Source organism: Streptococcus australis ATCC 700641 (assembly GCF_000186465.1).
Classification (GTDB): domain Bacteria; phylum Bacillota; class Bacilli; order Lactobacillales; family Streptococcaceae; genus Streptococcus; species Streptococcus australis.
This window is the reverse complement of record NZ_GL636091.1, coordinates 741,956-759,744: the sequence shown is the minus strand read 5'-3', so window position 1 is coordinate 759,744 and position 17,789 is coordinate 741,956. Positions and strand designations below refer to the sequence as shown.

Annotated in this window: 19 protein-coding genes; 5 read left to right on the top strand and 14 right to left on the bottom strand. The window is 34.2% G+C overall.

Translation table 11 applies throughout. The annotated features are described in order from the left end of the window. Positions 1-497: 497 nt before the first annotated feature. The gene (locus tag HMPREF9421_RS03565; RefSeq protein ID WP_040802962.1) at positions 498-824 is read right to left on the bottom strand and encodes a helix-turn-helix domain-containing protein; all 327 of its coding nucleotides are present in this window, start codon (positions 822-824) and stop codon (positions 498-500) included. A gap of 140 nt (positions 825-964) precedes the next feature. Here HMPREF9421_RS03565 and HMPREF9421_RS03560 point away from each other — a divergent pair, with 140 nt between their 5' ends. Together HMPREF9421_RS03560 and HMPREF9421_RS03555 are read left to right on the top strand one after the other, a co-directional pair. Then, a complete protein-coding gene (locus HMPREF9421_RS03560) occupies positions 965-1,204 on the top strand; it encodes a hypothetical protein (RefSeq protein ID WP_006595615.1) in 240 nt (79 codons plus the stop codon). Between the two features lie 11 nt (positions 1,205-1,215). Next, the gene (locus HMPREF9421_RS03555) at positions 1,216-1,662 is read left to right on the top strand and encodes a hypothetical protein (RefSeq protein ID WP_145958745.1); all 447 of its coding nucleotides are present in this window, start codon (positions 1,216-1,218) and stop codon (positions 1,660-1,662) included. Between the two features lie 172 nt (positions 1,663-1,834). Here the strand turns inward: HMPREF9421_RS03555 and HMPREF9421_RS03550 are convergent, their stop codons facing one another. Beyond that, complete coding sequence (locus HMPREF9421_RS03550) at positions 1,835-2,332, bottom strand: hypothetical protein (protein ID WP_006595613.1); 498 nt, start codon at positions 2,330-2,332, stop codon at positions 1,835-1,837. A gap of 259 nt (positions 2,333-2,591) precedes the next feature. Between HMPREF9421_RS03550 and HMPREF9421_RS03545 the strand changes: the two genes are divergently transcribed. Both HMPREF9421_RS03545 and HMPREF9421_RS03540 read left to right on the top strand, forming a co-directional pair. Continuing rightward, positions 2,592-2,972, top strand: a complete 381-nt coding sequence (locus tag HMPREF9421_RS03545; RefSeq protein ID WP_006595612.1) for a hypothetical protein — start codon at positions 2,592-2,594, stop codon at positions 2,970-2,972. 10 nt (positions 2,973-2,982) lie between these two features. Next, the gene (locus HMPREF9421_RS03540) at positions 2,983-3,534 is read left to right on the top strand and encodes a hypothetical protein (protein WP_006595611.1); all 552 of its coding nucleotides are present in this window, start codon (positions 2,983-2,985) and stop codon (positions 3,532-3,534) included. 560 nt (positions 3,535-4,094) lie between these two features. On the opposite strand, the gene HMPREF9421_RS03535 is transcribed toward HMPREF9421_RS03540, so the two are convergent. From HMPREF9421_RS03535 to rlmB, 12 genes are all read right to left on the bottom strand, one after another. After that, on the bottom strand, positions 4,095-4,760 hold the full coding sequence (locus HMPREF9421_RS03535; protein WP_006595610.1) for a hypothetical protein: 666 nt from the start codon (positions 4,758-4,760) through the stop codon (positions 4,095-4,097). A gap of 46 nt (positions 4,761-4,806) precedes the next feature. Further along, on the bottom strand, positions 4,807-6,729 hold the full coding sequence (locus HMPREF9421_RS03530; protein WP_006595609.1) for an ATP-dependent helicase: 1,923 nt from the start codon (positions 6,727-6,729) through the stop codon (positions 4,807-4,809). Further along, on the bottom strand, positions 6,711-8,750 hold the full coding sequence (locus HMPREF9421_RS03525) for an ATP-dependent nuclease (protein WP_006595608.1): 2,040 nt from the start codon (positions 8,748-8,750) through the stop codon (positions 6,711-6,713). The genes HMPREF9421_RS03530 and HMPREF9421_RS03525 overlap by 19 nt, the downstream gene beginning before the upstream one ends. Then, a complete protein-coding gene (gene pezT / locus HMPREF9421_RS03520; protein ID WP_006595607.1) occupies positions 8,740-9,525 on the bottom strand; it encodes a type II toxin-antitoxin system toxin PezT in 786 nt (261 codons plus the stop codon). Before pezT ends, HMPREF9421_RS03525 begins: the two co-directional genes overlap by 11 nt. After that, a complete protein-coding gene (pezA, locus tag HMPREF9421_RS03515) occupies positions 9,525-10,001 on the bottom strand; it encodes a type II toxin-antitoxin system antitoxin PezA (protein WP_006595606.1) in 477 nt (158 codons plus the stop codon). Before pezA ends, pezT begins: the two co-directional genes overlap by 1 nt. Positions 10,002-10,129: 128 nt before the next feature. After that, complete coding sequence (locus tag HMPREF9421_RS03510) at positions 10,130-11,740, bottom strand: ATP-binding cassette domain-containing protein (RefSeq protein ID WP_006595605.1); 1,611 nt, start codon at positions 11,738-11,740, stop codon at positions 10,130-10,132. 396 nt (positions 11,741-12,136) lie between these two features. Beyond that, positions 12,137-13,003: a helix-turn-helix domain-containing protein gene (locus HMPREF9421_RS03505; protein WP_006595604.1), complete on the bottom strand. Its 867-nt coding sequence runs from the start codon at positions 13,001-13,003 to the stop codon at positions 12,137-12,139. Positions 13,004-13,398: 395 nt separating this feature from the next. Beyond that, positions 13,399-13,791 (bottom strand): 30S ribosomal protein S9, encoded by a 393-nt coding sequence (gene rpsI, locus HMPREF9421_RS03500; protein ID WP_000075973.1) that lies wholly within the window; start codon positions 13,789-13,791, stop codon positions 13,399-13,401. An 18-nt stretch (positions 13,792-13,809) separates the two neighbouring features. Further along, the gene (gene rplM / locus HMPREF9421_RS03495; protein WP_002876943.1) at positions 13,810-14,256 is read right to left on the bottom strand and encodes a 50S ribosomal protein L13; all 447 of its coding nucleotides are present in this window, start codon (positions 14,254-14,256) and stop codon (positions 13,810-13,812) included. 153 nt (positions 14,257-14,409) lie between these two features. Continuing rightward, on the bottom strand, positions 14,410-15,273 hold the full coding sequence (locus tag HMPREF9421_RS03490; RefSeq protein ID WP_006595603.1) for a DegV family protein: 864 nt from the start codon (positions 15,271-15,273) through the stop codon (positions 14,410-14,412). Next, complete coding sequence (locus HMPREF9421_RS03485; protein ID WP_006595602.1) at positions 15,270-15,785, bottom strand: NYN domain-containing protein; 516 nt, start codon at positions 15,783-15,785, stop codon at positions 15,270-15,272. Before HMPREF9421_RS03485 ends, HMPREF9421_RS03490 begins: the two co-directional genes overlap by 4 nt. A 30-nt stretch (positions 15,786-15,815) precedes the next feature. Beyond that, positions 15,816-16,544: a 23S rRNA (guanosine(2251)-2'-O)-methyltransferase RlmB gene (gene rlmB / locus HMPREF9421_RS03480; RefSeq protein WP_006595601.1), complete on the bottom strand. Its 729-nt coding sequence runs from the start codon at positions 16,542-16,544 to the stop codon at positions 15,816-15,818. A gap of 104 nt (positions 16,545-16,648) precedes the next feature. Between rlmB and HMPREF9421_RS03475 the strand changes: the two genes are divergently transcribed. After that, positions 16,649-17,614, top strand: a complete 966-nt coding sequence (locus HMPREF9421_RS03475; protein WP_006595600.1) for an aromatic acid exporter family protein — start codon at positions 16,649-16,651, stop codon at positions 17,612-17,614. The last annotated feature ends 175 nt before the right edge of the window (positions 17,615-17,789 follow it).

The window sequence follows — 17,789 nt, the reverse complement described above, 5'->3', positions numbered from 1 at the left end:
TGTATATTTGTTAGAATATAACTTATAGTGGGTAAAATAATAAAATTACTCATCAATATCAATAAAACTCATAAAATAGCTCATATAATTCAGAAATCTACTTTTATAGATGTTCAAACGAATTCAGGGAAATTCTCAGGGAAACTCTTTTTTTTGAACAAAAAAAGACATCCAAGAGAAAATTCTTGAATGTCTGTAAACGTTGATATAATCGTGTTGACTAACGTTTTGAGAATTTTTATACTATAAACTATGGATACTCTATCCAAATAAATCCCTTTATATCAGCATTTTAGAATTTGAAATTTCCATGAAAATGGATTAAAATCCTCCACTCTGGATAAAATTAACACCAATTAACACCGTAAAATAGACTAGTCAGCTATCTCGATTTCGAGATAGTTTTTCATTCATCAAAGATTATCCATTCAGTCAGAGCAAATTTTATACTTAAGTCTACATCAATTTCTAATTATTCTTTCTCACTAAAAATTGCATCAGTTTGAATTAGGTATATCCAGAATGTTATTAAATATATTTATATATTTGTCTGAGTTTTGATTTGTCTGTAGCTTACCTACTAACTCTGATAAGTCTGGACTAATATCTTCAGAAAAAGGAAGGAAGAACTCTGAAGGAGAAATTTCTAAGCCGTCAAGTATTTTTAGTAAAGTTTCAACAGATAAATTTCTCTTATCATTTTCAACAAGGTTCATAAAGGGAAGACTTAGTTCGCTTCGCTCAGCAAGTTCTTGTTGCGTAAGTTTCAATTTTATACGATAACTCTTAATTTGAGAACCGATAGATAATTTTTTTACAGACACTAAAAATCCCCTTTTACTCTTTTTAACTATTGTATAAATAGCTGGCAAAAAGATATATGCAATATTGTATATATATTTTGTTTTATATTTACAATTAAATAACCTTATGGTAAGATATAAAATGAGGAGGTTTAATTTAGATGGCATTACATATTCAAGAAGTTGCAGACGAGCCAGGATGTGCTGGGTGTGGGTGTATCGCAATTTTAGTCCCAATAGTAATAATTTATTTATTTAGAGACTCCATTATAGGCGGTATTATCTCGTTATTATCAGGATTGCTTACAATCGCCTTATGGTTAATTGGACTTGCAGCAATCGCCATTTTAGGTTTTTATTTGATAAGATATCTAATAGAAATAAATAAAAATAAGGAGTAAAGCAAAATACTGTGAGCATGATAATTATTAGAGAAAAAAAACTATCCTCAATCTGGATTATATTAGGAGGCTTAGTTGCTACTATACTGCTAATATTTATTTTATTAAGTAATAGTGGTTTCTTTTCAAAAAATCATACTTATAAAGAAGGAGAAATAGTAACTCTACACAATGTGGATTTTAAGTACAAAGGATCTATTACTTTGGATGACAAAAACGGCAACCACATACTAGAAGAATTAACAAGAAAAGATTTTAAGAACACATTAGAATACAATGGGAATACCTATGAGTATTTTGAAACCTACTATAACGATTTTACCGATTACATTTATCTTGATAGATATCGTAAAGTAGAAGAAGATACTGTCGAATCACAATGGGGTAATTCCTACAAAAATATGTTTCTGAATGTAGAAGCTGATTTTGACGGCACAGTTATAAGAATAGCTGACTAAAACACTTAATTAACAAGGCAATCTGAGAAAATCAGGTTGCCTTGTTGCTTTCAGTAAAACAATAACGATTGTTCTTTGTACAATTAAGGTTTGGACTAACATCCCATACAATAACACATAGCAAAAAGCCACTCTATTTCTAGAAGTGGCTTTCATCCTAAATAAATGGAAATTATTCTATAATGTCGCAATAATCCCTATAAGCATCATCCAATGCTATTTTTAATATCTCAATTTTATCTCTTATACTATTACTTTTATATTTTTGTTGAAGATATAAATCATCAACAGCATTTGAAACAATAGTCAATAAGCCAAGTGCTGATAAATGTTGACCCATTTTCAACTGAAAATGCCTCTCTTGTTTGGAAACCTGCTTATTGTAAAAATTACGATAAAAGTCTGATAAAAACATATTTTCCAATTCTGGCATTTCACGAAAATCTTTAATAAATCTCTCTTTAAGTTTCTTAGTTTCTCCTTTTTTCCATCTCTCTAGTTTTTTTACGTTAAAATCATCATAATTAAAATATTTTCCAATAAAATCTTCAGGATTCAGATTATCTTTGTTGAATTGTTTATTAAGAATTTCAACAAAATTCTCTTTTATATATTGATTAACAACCTCATCTTTAAATGATTCAATTACTAACGTTTCATACTCAATCATAATTTCTCCTTGTCAATGACATTTTTTTAATAGAAAGTGTCGTTACATTAGTTTCTTTTCATGTTTGAATATAAGTATAGAATATTTCAACAAAATGTTCAATCTAAAACGAAAGTAGATGTATTATGAAAACAATCTAAGTTTGTCCAGCTCATGACACATTAAACCGAGCGAACAATCGTATCCGTTATACATTCATATCTGCAGACGGACAAGTAATTTACTTGTGTAGATGTTTTAGTCAAAGGAGGTCTTTCTTATGGCATTACAATTAGGACTTTTTGAGAGCCCAAAAAAACTCACGGAATCATTAGCTTCTTTAACAAACATCCCTACTACAATTAAAATTGTAGATTCATCTACAGGATTGATGAATGAGGGTACCGACAAACAACGCCCATGGGGAAACCTGATTGGTGTTGATGTTGAGCTTTTTGAAAAATTCAAAAGCATCGGACAAGAACAGTTTTGTCCTTCCTTCAAGGTGAAATTGAAAAATTATCAAGAAGAAAGCTTGTCCACATTAGTCGGTACTGAAATTTCTTTCAGTAATTATGAAATTGCTTTTATCTTTGACAAGTTCAAACAACCAGTCGGTCTAGCGTTAGTTCTTGAACTTGCTGATATTTCTGTAAATTAAGATGCACTCTATGCAAAATATTATATCTTTTATCAAAAAAATACTCACTTTAAAGTGGTACTATCAGCTTAGCATTGCTCTAACTGGTTCAGTTCTATTTGCTCTGTTAATCAAATTTTTAATTTGGTTTGTTCCAATTTTACTAGCGATTTTAGCTCTACTGTTTATTCTCACTGATGGAGAAATTTTTACTGATATATTGAATAGCTATAGAAAGAGTAAGCAAGAACAAACTAATCCTTTGTTTACTAATATCTATCACTGGTTAACAGAAAATGTAAACGACCTACCACTACAAACTAAGATAGCTACGCAAGGTATTGAATGGGATAGCGAAAGAGAACCTAACATTTACTACGTTAACTTAAAATATAAAATTGATGACGATAAACTTTCTAACTTTGAGAGTAGGCTTCGACAAGAGGTTCAACTATGTTCAACCGAAATAAACGATGCCATCGTCACAATCGTCAAAAGAAGCCCATTTATCGCTATTAAGGTACGTATAGTATCTGCTGTGGAACTATCAATTAAAGAACAAGAAATTAGAGAGGATTTCTAGCTATGATTCACAACATCTTTGAAATCAATAACAGGGGATGCCCTACCCCTGTTTCCATTGATATTAACCGATATTTCGCTTGGATTATTGCAGGACCGTCTGGTTCAGGGAAATCCACCTTCTTACATAGATTTATAGGTCTTGTAGCAACCCACGATACATCTGCTGAAGCTTATTTTATGGATTTTAAAGCTGATGATGAACTATTCTCAATGTCAGGGACTCATGTAGCTCGTGGATTCAACTGTCTTGATATGTTTGAAACTATCTATAATCGCTTTGAAGACAGATTAAGCAAGGTAGAAACGAATAACCACAATCTATATCTTATTTTTGACGAGTGGCAGGCATTCCTAGCTTATCTTGAACAAACTGATAAAAAGAAACACAAGGAAATACTGTCTAAAATGCTAATGATGAATAGTATGGGTAGAAGCCTAGGCATCAGAATAATTTTATCCAGTCAGCGGTTCTTATTGGTAGATTTGCCTGGACGATATAACTTTAATTGTGTCATCAGTTTATCAACTAGCTTTTTGAATGCAAGCAACAATAGACAGTTACTTTTCCCAGATATGGAAAAAGACGAGGTCATCGTCAAGCCTAGGGGATATGGGTATTTTCAAATAGAAGGCGAACCTGTGAGAATGTTTCGGACTATTCCAGTTAAGAAAAGGTTCTATATCTTTAAGAGCGAGACCTTTAGATAGAGTAATGCATTGTTTTGCTGTACCTTTTCCTGGTCGATGGTAAAACGTTCTAATCCCTTGAAGGAATATTCCAAAACGCGAATGACGTTCCGAGGCTGTCATCTCATCTAAATATTTGTCAACAGCTAAAGCGAATACATTTCCATAATACCTATCATCGTCAAATCTTGTTCTAGTCATATAATCTTGAATGTCATAGAGCATAGATTTTATATTTCGATAATTGGGTGCTCCCACCAATGCTCGACTAGCTCTATTTATACCATCAACATAACTATAAGCATCGTTTAATGCACCAAAATCCCAAAACCTTTTAGAATCAAAATACTTATACTCTATGTCTAGTTGTGATTTTAATATTCGTAAAATGGCCAGAGCTTTACTGTCATCATTATTTTTTATTGCAACATAAGCTTCTTCTACTCCAGTATTATAAAAATCAATATGTTGATTGATTTCATAGCCTAAAATTCCTGTAATATCAAATTCAAGTAAATCATTTTCCAATGTAATCATAATTGCTCCTTCAACTTTCAGTTCAACAATTGTTAAAGTTTATTTACTAATCAACTAATGACAGAACATCAACAATATCACACTCCTCAAAATAATCTTTTGCTTTTTCAACAATCTGACGATCATTACTCGGCATGTAAACAATTAAATTTTTCATCGCTCTAGTAATTGCAACATAGAATAACCTCTTAGTTCTATTTTGAACCTTCTCATTAGATGAACCTTTACCAAATATAGAATTAAAATTATATTGATTCCATCTTCCATTATCTAACAAAACTAAGACATTCTCATATTCACTGCCTTTAACCTTATGCTGAGTTATGACAGATACATATTCTCTAAGATAAGCAATACTATTTACATATTCTTGAAATGGTAATTTCTCAAGGCGTAACCATAAATAATAGCCCTTATTTTCTATAAAATTAGTAAATAAGTCGTCCTTTGAAATTAATCCAGTTCTCTCTGCAAGTTTTATGACTTTTCCAATTGTAATATCATTATCAGAGATTTCTTTCATAATTTTAGATAGATTAATTTTATCAGCGGACGAAGTTATTTTAAAGCAAGTAATACGCAAAAATTCGTTATGCTTACCTATTTTATATAGTTCTATTAGTTCAAAGATTAGATCTAATCTTTGAAGAATCCTATCTCTATCTGTACCCGCCTCATATCTACTACTTAAACCATTAAATTTATAGGCCAATAAAGAATCTTTATTAACTTTACTCTTACTAATCACTTCTTCAAATGAAAATGTCTTAATTTCTTCGTAAATGGCTAAAAGTTCTGGAATAGATTTGACAATATCAATTATTAATGGACCACCCTTTCTAACAACAATTTGAGCTTCTTCTACTAATTCTTCAAAAGTTTTTCCTTTATCAACTAACTCACTTGCATTAAATTTTTTCTTCATATCTGTAATTAATTTCACAAGCAAATCAGAACTATACAATTCAAATAGTTTAGAAAACCCAGCCGTTTCTGCATTAAGTTTGTGTGTTAATCGCAATTCCTTTGTTTTCTGTGGTATATCAAACTCTAATTCTTTAAATAGTTCGCTATTTCTAAGATCTTCAAGGTGGGTAATACCATCACCATAAATGAATTTCACCGTTCCTTCAATTACATTACCATTATTCATGTTTGGAGCCGCTACATCACTAGAAGGAATCTGAACTAATCCATCGCTTCTAAATTTATTTGCTAAATTAATAACTTTTCGTGGATTACGTCTATTTTGATTTTTTTGTATTTTTTCAAGACCATAGGAATCTATGTTTCCCACTCCTGAGTCATAGATAGCCTGCATTGAATCTCCAAAAAAACCTACAATATTATCTCTAGTACTCTTTCTGAGATGCTCTAATAAAATTTTTACAACTAAGGGACTCGTATCTTGATACTCGTCAACAAAAATATAGTTTGCAGTATCCTTTAAAATATCACTCAACTTCTTATATTTAGAAAACATTTTTTCAGCAACTATAAGAACATGGTCATGACTTATTTGAACTTTATTTTGCTCAGTTATGCTCATAGAATACCATTCAGTATATTCAACACGAACACTATCAAAGTAATCAAGCGAAATAAGTTCCTCACCTAATACTTCCTTTGGAGCAACGAATAGAATTTGTTCATCATCATTTATTAACTCAACAAGACATTCTTTAATCTCTTTTTGGAAATTTTTAATGACATGCCATATAAAATCGTGAATAGTTGAAACCCGTAAATTATCATTAATGATTCTAGATCTAATTTCTGCAACAGCATTGTTAGTATAAGTAATGCATACAATCGATTTTTTTGGTTCTTCCATAGATATTTTTTCAATAATGGAAATTAATGAATAAGTTTTCCCACTCCCAGCACCACCCTCAAGGATAAAATTTTGACCTTGTTTTATTACTTCAAATACTTTTTCTACCTCTGGTTCTACTGTTTTCTCAACCATAATAATCCCTCCGAAATATATTTAGGTACTTTCCAAGTATTTTCTTCACCTTCAAAATATAATAAACTTGATGCAAATGCAGATTTTTTGTTTACTTTATCCCTAGCAAATTTATAGAAATCTTCTATTTCACTATCATCAAAGTCTTTTAAAGCTTCAAATTGAATAAAACCAGCTTTTTGATCAATAATGAATTGTTTATTTAAACTGATAAAAGCATCCTCAAAACTAGCAGGCTGATAACCATTTTCATCTTCGGGAATTTGATATGCAATACGAATTCTACCATCTGATGTTATTTTTTCTGCCAAACTCTTTTGAGCTACTATTGAAAAAACTTCATCTCCAGAAATATCAAAAAAATTTTTAATTGAAGCATTTGTCGTAGAGGTAGCATCTACTGCTGAGCAAGAAGTTAAGCGATTATTTTCATTTTTATTTGCTGGATCAATATCCGTAATTATCAATACTTTTATTCCTAAAAAATCAAATAACTTCCTAAACACTTGTGAATGGGCACCTGTTTCAATGATTGAAATATTTTGAGAAAGCAATGGCATTGTATTAGAAGCTTGATTTATTGGATTGGTTGTATCTACCTTTTGCATCATCGTAGGAATTAAAATCCTTTCTGTATCACCTTCAACACAAATGACTTTATCAGCAAAAAATAATTCACTACTATTGAGAGTAAGGTACTGCTTTACAAATTTATATCCTAGTTGTTCATCACCATATTCTTCTTTCAATGAATTAAAAGCCTTTGATACTGCTGTACCGTTATCACGTTTAAAATAAATTAGATCATCAAAGTTACAATCAGAAACTATATGAGAGGAATGAGTTGTAATTAAAGTTTGAATACAACTAAAATCTCCACTTTCTTTTAGTTCATCATTGTGTTCCTTTAGCAAATCTTTAATATTCTTGATAAAAATATACTGTAATTGTGGATGTGTATGTGATTCTGGTTCTTCAATATATATTAGGTTAATATCAGCAGGTTCGTTTTTTATATCTGCCATTAAAGTTTCAATTTCAAAAATAATTCCATATAAATTTAAATATCCCAAACCATTATATGTTTCAGGTAACAGACTATCGTCATGCTTATAATACAATGTCGTATTATTGCTTAAAATATCTTTCTCAGATAGTGATGAATGAATTGCTAATTCTGCTTCACTATCATTTCCACCAAATCTTTTGACGCGTTCAAAGACTGAAGTAAAAATTCCTTCTACGCTATCATCACCACTATATGCTCTGGTTAAAGTTTCATCTGCCTTTAAAATAGCAGATTGCAGTAAATTATTTGCTTTACTGTTAATTTCTTCGCCATTATTTAATTTATAAAATCGATTTGATGTCTTAGATAATGAATGGTTATTTTCTTTATTAGATACTTCTCGACTAGCACTAATCCCTCTTACTTTAATAATTTTATGAACATCTTTCATTTCATGTAAATCAGACTTTTCTTCTGTCATTTCTTGAGTAATAGGATTATATCCACGTGAATAAATCTGTATTTCGAAAAATTTATTCAGATTTTTCTTCATAAATGATTCAAATTTTGAAAAATCATCTGCAAAATCACAAGTCAAACTACTTATCTCGCGAAGCTTTTGAGTAGGAATTATATACGAAAATTCAAGAATAATAAAATTATTTTCGGGATTTAAATCCATCATAAATCCTTGGATATTTTGATAAGAATCTGATTCTGAGTATTGAATCCAAATTTGAAGATTAATCCCTAAAATAGACGATAATTCTGAATCAGGAATATCAGAGACTCTCTTTATATTCTCAAAGATTTCCCTCCTATGATTTAAATTAATATCTTCCCATACCAAATTGCGATTGGAATTTTTATTGAATATTTTTTCTAACACAGATAAAACCGAAGTCTTGCCACAATTGTTTTTACCCACAATTAAGGATAAATCATTTTTCAACTCTAAAGAAAAATCGTTTAATAAACGATAATATTGAATATAGATTTTTTTAATTTCCATCAATTATACCTTTTTTCATTTCCATTAATTCTCTCAACCGTTCCTGCCCCATCTTAAACATCTCTTCCTCCACCTTACTCCATTTTCCGAAGAGGCATTCGTGTAGAACTTCTGCTGCTGAGGTTTCATCTACTTGCGAATCATAAACGCACGATTGATCTCTTTGAAAAATTTGAATTTGATTAAAAATATTATCATTTTCTAACTCTCGTAAGTTATCAACTAAATGTTCTACAATTTCATCATGGTGCTCTTTGGGAGTTGCTCTAGCTTGATTAGGATCTATAGCATAGAGCTCTTCATAACGTATCAAGGTGCTGAGATAGGACAATTCAGGCTTGGTCGCAATCAGTGCAAGTGAGACTTGGTAACCTCTAATTACCAATAATTGTGCCGTCTTTCGAGGAACTTCTGTTGTTCTCAAGGTACCCTCGATTAACAAATGATAGCCTAGTTTACTCAATTCATCTACGAGATATTCAACCATTCGTCCCGCAAATACTTTGGTATAATCCACACTATCTTTGCCATACTTTTCCTGTAGGCCAAGGTAGTTCGGATGAAATGAGCGATAACTATCTCCATCAATGATAATGATATTACCTTGAAATTCCCTTTGTTTAATACGATGAATCGTTGTTTTCCCAGCACCACTCTGTCCACCTAGCAAGATAGCCTTGGGCCGAGACGAAGTTGTTTTACCACGAGTTAAAGAACGAACGAGTCGTCTGGATGCTCGTCCAAAATCATCTTGACTAAATTCTTCTAGTTTCATTAAGCCACCACCAGATGACTGGCTTGTTCTAGCATCCGTTCAATGCCATCCAAATAGCCATTATATCGCTCCACATCCTCAAAAGTTGCAACAAGATAAATCTTCGTGTTAATCAAATCAGAAAGATCATCGCTTATTAGAACCCACGGATTATTAGCATCATCAAATGCAATTTCTAGTTCATCTTGTAAACGATAAAGTTGCGCTAAGATATTCGCCCCTCGTTCTTTAATCACTTCAATTTTCAGAGTTAACTGATAATCTTCTACTGGCGTGAGCATCTTTTCCTCTCCTACAATATCGATATAAGAAACATTAAATTTCTGACAAATACGATCTATTAATTCTGTCGAAACTGAACTTGTCCCGTTTTCATAACGACTCAGGCTATTTCGAGAGATGCCAACAATCTTTGCGAACTCAGGCTGGGTTAGGTCATGTGTTTTACGTAACGCTTTAATATTTTCTCCGATCATGAGAGCCCTCCTTTTATTTATTTCTATTATAGCATTAATAATTTAAAAACGCACCATTATTGGTGCGTTTTTAAATCTGGTAGATGAATCTTTCTTCAATCTAACCTACTGATCTCAGTAGGTTAAAACTAATCCAAATATATAATTTTATCAAAAAGAGATCTTATATTTTCATCTAGATGATGGCTTACAAAAATAACAGTTTTTTCTGTCATGGAGAATAGATGTTTCTCAATTTGATACCGTCTTTCTTTATCAATCGCATCAGTTGCCTCATCAATAATCAAAATTGGTTTTTCTTCAAGGTAAGCTCTAGCTAGACTAATTCGTTGCTTCTGTCCACTAGAAATGTCTTGGCTAATTTCCGATAAAGTAGTTTCCAATCCATGACTCAATCCATTAATCCAGTCTCTTAAATAAAATAATTCCAATGCTTTTTCGATTTTTGAATCTTCTATTTCTCGGCCTAATGTCAAATTAAATAAAATGGATTCGTTAAAAATATGATCTTCCAAACTAACATAAGAAATATTTTCATGAAGATCCTTGAAATTCATATTTTTTGAATCAATATTGTCATAGAAGATGTGGCCTTTCGAAATTGGGATTTCACCATTAATAGCCTTTAATATAGTTGATTTTCCTGAACCAGATGACCCTGATATTGCATACTTCTTATTTTTTTCAATTTTAACATTTAAATTATCTAAGACAATCTTACCATCACGTTCAATAGTTACCGATTGAAATTCTACTTTATCTATAAATTTCTTCCAAGTTTGTTTATTAACATTACTTTCATGAATACTTTGGTCACCTTCCAATTCAAATTTTTCAAATATTTTGTTTACAGTTTTAAACTCAGCGTAATTTGCCGTTAAGCCTGTTAAGCCAGCAAAGATAATTGATGAAAAATATTGAGAAGAAGATACAGCCCCAATCGGAATTAATCGGTTGAAATATAAGACTCCTGCGTGGGTCAACATGGCAATTTGACTCACAAAACTAGTCCCATTTTGAACAGACATAAGCCCACCAAAGGTTTTTGAATATGAAACTCTGGACTTCGAATATTTTTTTGAATAAGATAAGATTTTTACCATTAAAAAATGAAGTTGATTAGCATTGGATAACATTCGAAATCCACTTAAAGAATCATCAATTGCTTTAACTAATTCTTCATTCTTCTCAGTAAAGTGAACAGCTTTATTCTCCATTTTCTTTGTAAATATTTTAGGGAGATTTACCATTAAAAGGAAGAATATCAAAATTGTAAACAATAATGAATAATTGAAACTAAAAAAGGCAATAATTGCAAAAATGATATTTAATGCTTGACTAATCATTAATTCAAGTGTTTCAAAGCCAAGATCTCGAATAGTATTGAGATCATTTGTCAGCCATGAGGTATAGGCGCTAACACTTTTTGAGCCAAAACGTATCACACCTTTACTTTCAATACTTTTTACAATATCTTTACGTATTTCGGTACACATTTCTTGTATGGCTTTTTCACTTGCTTTTGAGTTTTGATATATTTGTAATACCCATATTAAATTTACAGCTAAAATCGCTCCACTTAAATACAAAAATCCCTGTAAATCAAAATTTACAATTGTAGAGATTGCTTTGGCACTCAATATACCATTTAAGTAAACACATAATGAATTAATAAAAATCCAAAACAACCATATAGAATTACTTCGTTTGCATCTAATTAAATAAGTTTTTAATGTCATATCCCAGCCTCACTTAAAAATTCCAAATATTTCTTCACAAATTATTATCTTATGTTTAAGTGCAACATAAGATAATAAAGTTCCTATTTTGTCACTTAATACTACTCAAACACTATATTCATTAAGTACTTTGTTATTGAAATAATTTCTTTCCAGTAATCTACAATACCCTTTGAATATCTTTTGTTGAATACTTATCATCGCACGAATAGAGCAAGTCAGCTAACCCGTGACAAAAACAAATCCTTCTTGATCTCCTCCCTTTTGTATTATTGCATTTTATTTTAGCACCTCATTCATAACAAATCAATACATAATATAATAATTTTGTATCTATTTCTAATCAAATGCTTTTTTGTATTTTAAAACGATGTTATTTAAAAACATCGTTACATATTATTCCGTCAATTTTAAAATATATTGCTCTACTTTTAGCATCATAGGAATATTCTCATCAAGTTTGTACAAAAAACGGGCAACTTCATAATTTTCTAATGTGTTATCTTTTGATGAAATACTTTTGCTTATATTTCCCATTAATACATATAAATCTGCTAATAGATAGGTAGTTCTATAATCTTTACATTGCTGAATTGTAGTAGAAATTCTAGAAATTGCTTGTTCAGTATCTTTTTGGAGCCATAAATACCGGCATACGTTATAGTTAAATTTGATTGACAATTCTAGTTCTTCTATCGTATTTAAACTCAATTGGTTAACTCTTTCCTCTATTCGATCTCTAATTTTATTAAATCGTTCTATACTCTCAACTTCATAATAAAAATTAAATAATGTATTAGAGAATTGAAGATAGTTCAAATCAGATGTACTTAGTTGCTCAAGTACTCCCTCTAATTTTTGAACTGCCTCGTCTTTCTTTCCATAAAAATAAAAATCAACAAGTGTTTTTATCCACTCCATATAAAGTTTATCAGATAAAGATAAACGATGAGTCTTAATATTTTCTAATTCAAGTATATATTTTAAAGACTCATAATTCCGATTCATAATAAAAATACGTGCTATTTTTTTAAATTCTGTTAGCTCGTCTATTTTCTGTTCAACATGTTCTTCAAAAAAATAATCCATACTGACTTTTAGTTTGCGTGATAAAGCATACAAGAAGTCTGCCCCTGGAGTATATTCTCCACTCTCTAACCGACTAATTTGACCTTGTTTGCAAATCCCTTCAGCCAATTCTTTTTGTGACATTTTTAATTCTTTTCGTCTATTTTTTAATCTTGTTGCTAATAGTGATCTCAAGCCTATGTTCCCTCCATAAATTTATTTCACTATTAATTTTAACACGAGAGATATGTATATTCAAATATATCCAACAAAAAATACACATTATAGATACTACTGAAACAGTGAATTAAAACAGCAAGCGAACTTTTTTTGAGACAAACTAAAATAAAGATGGGGTGAACTTTAGTTTTTTAACAAAAAAGACATCCAAGAGAAAATTCTTGAATGTCTGTAAACGTTGATAGTATCGTGTTGATTAACGTTTTTAGGCAACTGACTTTGTCAGCTTGCAGCCACATTTGTAAGCGACTAAAGTCGCAACAACTGTGTCAATTGCACCAATTTAGTATGGAAGCATAAAAAAGAACACCCCGAAAGGTGCTCTTTGTAAGTACAGTAATTCTTTCAAATTAACGTTTACTAAATTGTGAAGCTTTACGAGCTTTCTTAAGACCTGGTTTCTTACGTTCAACTTTACGTGAGTCACGTGTAAGAAGCCCTGCGCGTTTCAATGAATCGCGGAAGTCTGGGTCTACTTGAAGAAGGGCACGAGCGATACCGTGACGGATAGCTCCTGATTGACCAGCGTATCCACCACCTACAACGTTAACGAAAACGTCGTATGAACCTACAGTTGAAGTAACTGCGAATGGTTGGTTGATTACAAGACGAAGGTCAGCGTGTGGGATGTACTCTTCAACATCTTTTTTGTTAACAGTGATTTTACCAGTTCCTGGAACAAGGCGAACGCGTGCAACAGCGTTTTTACGACGTCCAGTACCTGCATATTGTGCTTGTGACATACTTTATTGTTCCTTTCCTTAGATAAGTCCTGAAATATCAAGAACTTCTGGTTGTTGTGCAGCGTGAGTGTGCTCAGCTCCAACAAATACTTTCAATTTCATACCTTGAGCGCGGCCAAGAGTATTGTGTGGAAGCATACCTTTAACTGATTTCTCGATCAAACGTACTGCATTTTTAGAACGAAGTTCACCAGCAGAGATTGATTTCAATCCACCTGGGTGGTTTGAGTGAGTGTAGTAGATCTTATCAGTAGCTTTTTTACCAGTCAATTTAACTTTTTCAGCATTGATAACGATTACGAAGTCACCTGTATCAGTGTGAGGTGTGAATGTTGGTTTGTTTTTTCCGCGAAGCACGCTTGCAACAACTGCTGAAAGGCGTCCAAGAGGTACATCAGTTGCGTCAACAACGTACCATTTGCGTTCTACTTGGCCTGGTTTAGCCATGAATGTAGTTTTGTTCATGATTTCTCCTATTATGAATATCGTTTTTGTTTACAGGGCGGATGTTCCGGTCCGCAAGTTATTTGAAAGGTTCCGGGGCCTTACAAATGGGGTAAACAATACCGCCTACTATTGTATCAAATTTTTCAAATAAAAGTCAACCGATTTGAAAAATTATTTGCGATTTTCTTTTCCTATAACAAAGCCGATGAGAGAATTAGGACCAACGTGGGCAGCAATGACGGGACCTAGCGGCATAATCAAGACTTGGGAGATAGCTGGATTCTCCAACAATTGAGCCTTGAGCTCTTCTGCTCCAGCTAGATCATCCGTGTAAGAAACCAAAGCTGTACTGTGGCCAATATCCTCCTGGATGAGTGAGAGCATTTCCCGCATGGCTTTTTTGCGTCCACGAATTTTGGCTATAGGGGCTAATTTGCCTTCTGCATCAATCCAAAGAAGGGGTTTGATGTTAACCAAACTTCCGACGATAGCTGAACTCTTAGAAAGACGTCCCCCGCGCATCAGATGGTAGAGATCATCCACCAAGAAATAGGTCCGCAACTTAGGAGCCACTTCCATTAGTTCTTCCTTAACTTGATCCAAACTCTTACCGGCATCACGCGCCTCAACTGCCAGCATAGACAAGTAGCCTTCTCCAATCCCTGCCGCTTTTGGATCGATGATTTCGATCACAGCTTCTGGGTAGTCTTCAAGGACCAAGTCTCTCGCCATGACCGCACTCTGGTAAGTCCCTGATAAGACTGAAGAAAAAGCGATATAAAGGAGATCTTCCTTGCGTTGAGCATAACCTTTGAAAATCTCTTGGAATTGCCCAACATTGACCTGACTGGTCGTTGGTTTAGCACCTTTTTGCATCTCTGCTAATAATTGAGGGCTAGTGAGTTTGTCTGGACCCACTGTCTCATAATGAGTCCCATCGATTTGGATTGACAAGCCGACAATCTCTACATCATGCTCCTGTGCCCATCTTTCATCTAAATCTGCAGTTGAATCTGTTAAAATTTTAAAGGTCATTTACTTGCTCCCATCTCTTTTTGTAGTTGACGTAGGCCCTCTTGGTCAAAAGGCCGTATCGGTGGTTTTTGATCGTTGACGGCTCCTCGCGCCTGGTTCAAGTCGGCCTTGACAACGGCAACTCTCTTCTCCAGCTCCCGCGCCGAAACACGAAGTGCTCCTTGAGCAAAGACCGTCCATTGCTCATTCAAGTCACTCGTCGCGACTGATACTTGGTGAAGGGGTGTATTGAGCTCTGCTGCCAAACGTTCAATGTAGTCATCGGCGGTCTCCTCCTCCGCTGTGAAGACCACTTGGACCTGAAATTCTTCATAGGTCTGGCGAATCCCTGGCATGTATTGGGCATCAAAGACACAAATCACGCGAATGCCTTCAAAGCTGGCATAGTGGCTCAGCTTCTCTAAGAGGATCGTTCGTGCAGCATCCAGCTCACTCTTTTTAAAGAGTTGGCGGGTCTCCTGCCAGAAGGCAATCATGTTGTAGCCGTCCACTAACAAAATCTTTTCTTTCATCGACTGCCTCCTTCCTACGATTTTCCTCTATTATAGTTTGTTGCGAAAGACCTCATACATAAGAATCGCTGCGGCGACACTGGCATTCAGGCTTTGGACATGCCCCTGCATCGGAATCGTAATCATTTCATCCACTTGCTTTTTAATATTGGTCGAAATGCCCTTGCCTTCGTTTCCAATAATGAGGGCTAGCTTCCCACTGGTATTCCATTTGTGAGAAGGCGTCCCGTTCATATCGGTTCCAAAAATCCAAAAACCTGCTTCTTTGAGCTTATCCAAGGTTTGGCTAAGGTTGGTCACACGAGCAATGGGAACATGCTCCACTGCTCCAGTTGAGGTCTTGGCGACAACTGGGGTCACCCCAACAGCACGGTGCTTGGGAATGATGACTCCCGCTACCTGAGTAGCATCGGCTGTTCGGAGAATGGATCCTAAGTTATGCGGATCGGTCAAACCATCCAAAATCAAGAGCAGGGGATTGTCTTGATTAGCAACCTGGGTCAAGATCTCATTCAAGTCCGTATAGGCAAATTCCGAAACCCGCAAGACAAAACCTTGGTGGACAGCCCCTTCTGTCATCTCTTGCAAGGTCTTCTTAGGAGTCCAAGAAATGGACACCTTTTTATCTGCTGCCAGATCCTTGATTTTTTCTACATTTTTTCCACGCAAATCATCCTGGATATACAATTTATTTCCTGTATTTGCGATCAGTGCTTCTGTGACGGCATGAACACCGTAAACAATATCGTTTTTTTCCATGAAACTAGTATAACACAATTGCCATATCTGGTGAAACATTTGGAGTAGCCCAGTTTGCTTGTGGTATAATAAAACTAGTTTAGAAAAAGGAAAGAATCCGCATTATGCCACTTATTCACCGAACCATCAAGATGGTCCTCGCCACCTGTTTGGCCATCTTGCTTGCAGAGTTTTTAGGTCTGACCTACGCCACCTCTGCGGGAATCATTGCCATCCTCAGCATTACCGATACCCGTCGAAGTACAGCTAGATTGGCTTACAACCGCTTTATGTCCATGCTTCTCGCCCTGTTCATTGGAAGCTTAGCCTTTCAGATTCTCGGCTACAATCTCTGGGCCCTTGGTTTTTATCTAGCTACCTATGTTCCCCTCGCTTTTCTACAAGGCTGCGAAATCGGCATCACACCAAGCTCTGTCCTGGTTACCCATCTCCTGCTAGAAAAATCCACTTCTATAGCTTTATTGGGAAATGAGGTTACCATTTTCCTGATTGGAACCAGCTTTGCTCTCTTAGCCAATCTCTATATGCCTTCTCGACAAGCAGAAATTGATCGCTATCATGAAATTGTCGAGGAACAACTCAAAAAGATTCTTTATCGTTTTGCAGAATTTCTGGGAAAAGGAGACGGGAGCAACGATGCTAGCTTGATTCGTGAGCTAGATACCATCTTAAGGGAAGCTCTCGATTTGGTGTATCTAGACCACTCCAACCACCTCTTCCACCAGACTAACTACCATGTTCATTATTTCGAGATGAGAAAGCGTCAAAATAATATCCTGCGAGACATGGCTAACAACGTAAACAACTGTCAATTAGCCGCGAGTGAGAGCCTCATTTTAGCTCAACTTTTTGCTAAAACAGCCAGCCAGCTCAGTCAGGAAAATCCAGCGCAGTTCCTTCTTGATGAAATCAATCGCTATCTAGCAGTCTTTCGCGAACGACCTCTCCCTCGATCTCGTCAAGAATTTGAAACCCGAGCGACTCTTTTGCAACTCCTCCGAGACCTTGAAACCTTCATCTCCATCAAGGTGGAATTCTATCAAAATTACCAGGATGAACTGCAAGCATGAGTTCTGCTCATATACAGAAAGAGGCCAAATGTTTCGGGTTCTTTTTTATCTTTTTCTTGGTCCTCCTCTACTCCTTTCCTCTCCTTTCCTCAGAAAATTATTCCAAAATCTCTATTGAAAGCGCTGTCATAAAATGATATGATAAGTGTATATGTATGCAAAGAACAAAGGAGGT

Bases quoted from the DNA above. Each gene is read 5' to 3' on its own strand.
- HMPREF9421_RS03560 (WP_006595615.1), top strand. From the start codon at position 965: ATGGCATTACATATTCAAGAAGTTGCAGACGAGCCAGGATGTGCTGGG.
- HMPREF9421_RS03550 (WP_006595613.1), bottom strand. From the start codon at position 2,332: ATGATTGAGTATGAAACGTTAGTAATTGAATCATTTAAAGATGAGGTT.
- HMPREF9421_RS03545 (WP_006595612.1), top strand. From the start codon at position 2,592: ATGGCATTACAATTAGGACTTTTTGAGAGCCCAAAAAAACTCACGGAA.
- HMPREF9421_RS03540 (WP_006595611.1), top strand. From the start codon at position 2,983: ATGCAAAATATTATATCTTTTATCAAAAAAATACTCACTTTAAAGTGG.
- HMPREF9421_RS03535 (WP_006595610.1), bottom strand. From the start codon at position 4,760: ATGATTACATTGGAAAATGATTTACTTGAATTTGATATTACAGGAATT.
- HMPREF9421_RS03530 (WP_006595609.1), bottom strand. From the start codon at position 6,729: ATGGTTGAGAAAACAGTAGAACCAGAGGTAGAAAAAGTATTTGAAGTA.
- HMPREF9421_RS03525 (WP_006595608.1), bottom strand. From the start codon at position 8,750: ATGGAAATTAAAAAAATCTATATTCAATATTATCGTTTATTAAACGAT.
- pezT (WP_006595607.1), bottom strand. From the start codon at position 9,525: ATGAAACTAGAAGAATTTAGTCAAGATGATTTTGGACGAGCATCCAGA.
- pezA (WP_006595606.1), bottom strand. From the start codon at position 10,001: ATGATCGGAGAAAATATTAAAGCGTTACGTAAAACACATGACCTAACC.
- HMPREF9421_RS03510 (WP_006595605.1), bottom strand. From the start codon at position 11,740: ATGACATTAAAAACTTATTTAATTAGATGCAAACGAAGTAATTCTATA.
- rpsI (WP_000075973.1), bottom strand. From the start codon at position 13,791: ATGTCACAAGCACAATATGCAGGTACTGGACGTCGTAAAAACGCTGTT.
- rplM (WP_002876943.1), bottom strand. From the start codon at position 14,256: ATGAACAAAACTACATTCATGGCTAAACCAGGCCAAGTAGAACGCAAA.
- HMPREF9421_RS03490 (WP_006595603.1), bottom strand. From the start codon at position 15,273: ATGACCTTTAAAATTTTAACAGATTCAACTGCAGATTTAGATGAAAGA.
- HMPREF9421_RS03485 (WP_006595602.1), bottom strand. From the start codon at position 15,785: ATGAAAGAAAAGATTTTGTTAGTGGACGGCTACAACATGATTGCCTTC.
- rlmB (WP_006595601.1), bottom strand. From the start codon at position 16,544: ATGGAAAAAAACGATATTGTTTACGGTGTTCATGCCGTCACAGAAGCA.
- HMPREF9421_RS03475 (WP_006595600.1), top strand. From the start codon at position 16,649: ATGCCACTTATTCACCGAACCATCAAGATGGTCCTCGCCACCTGTTTG.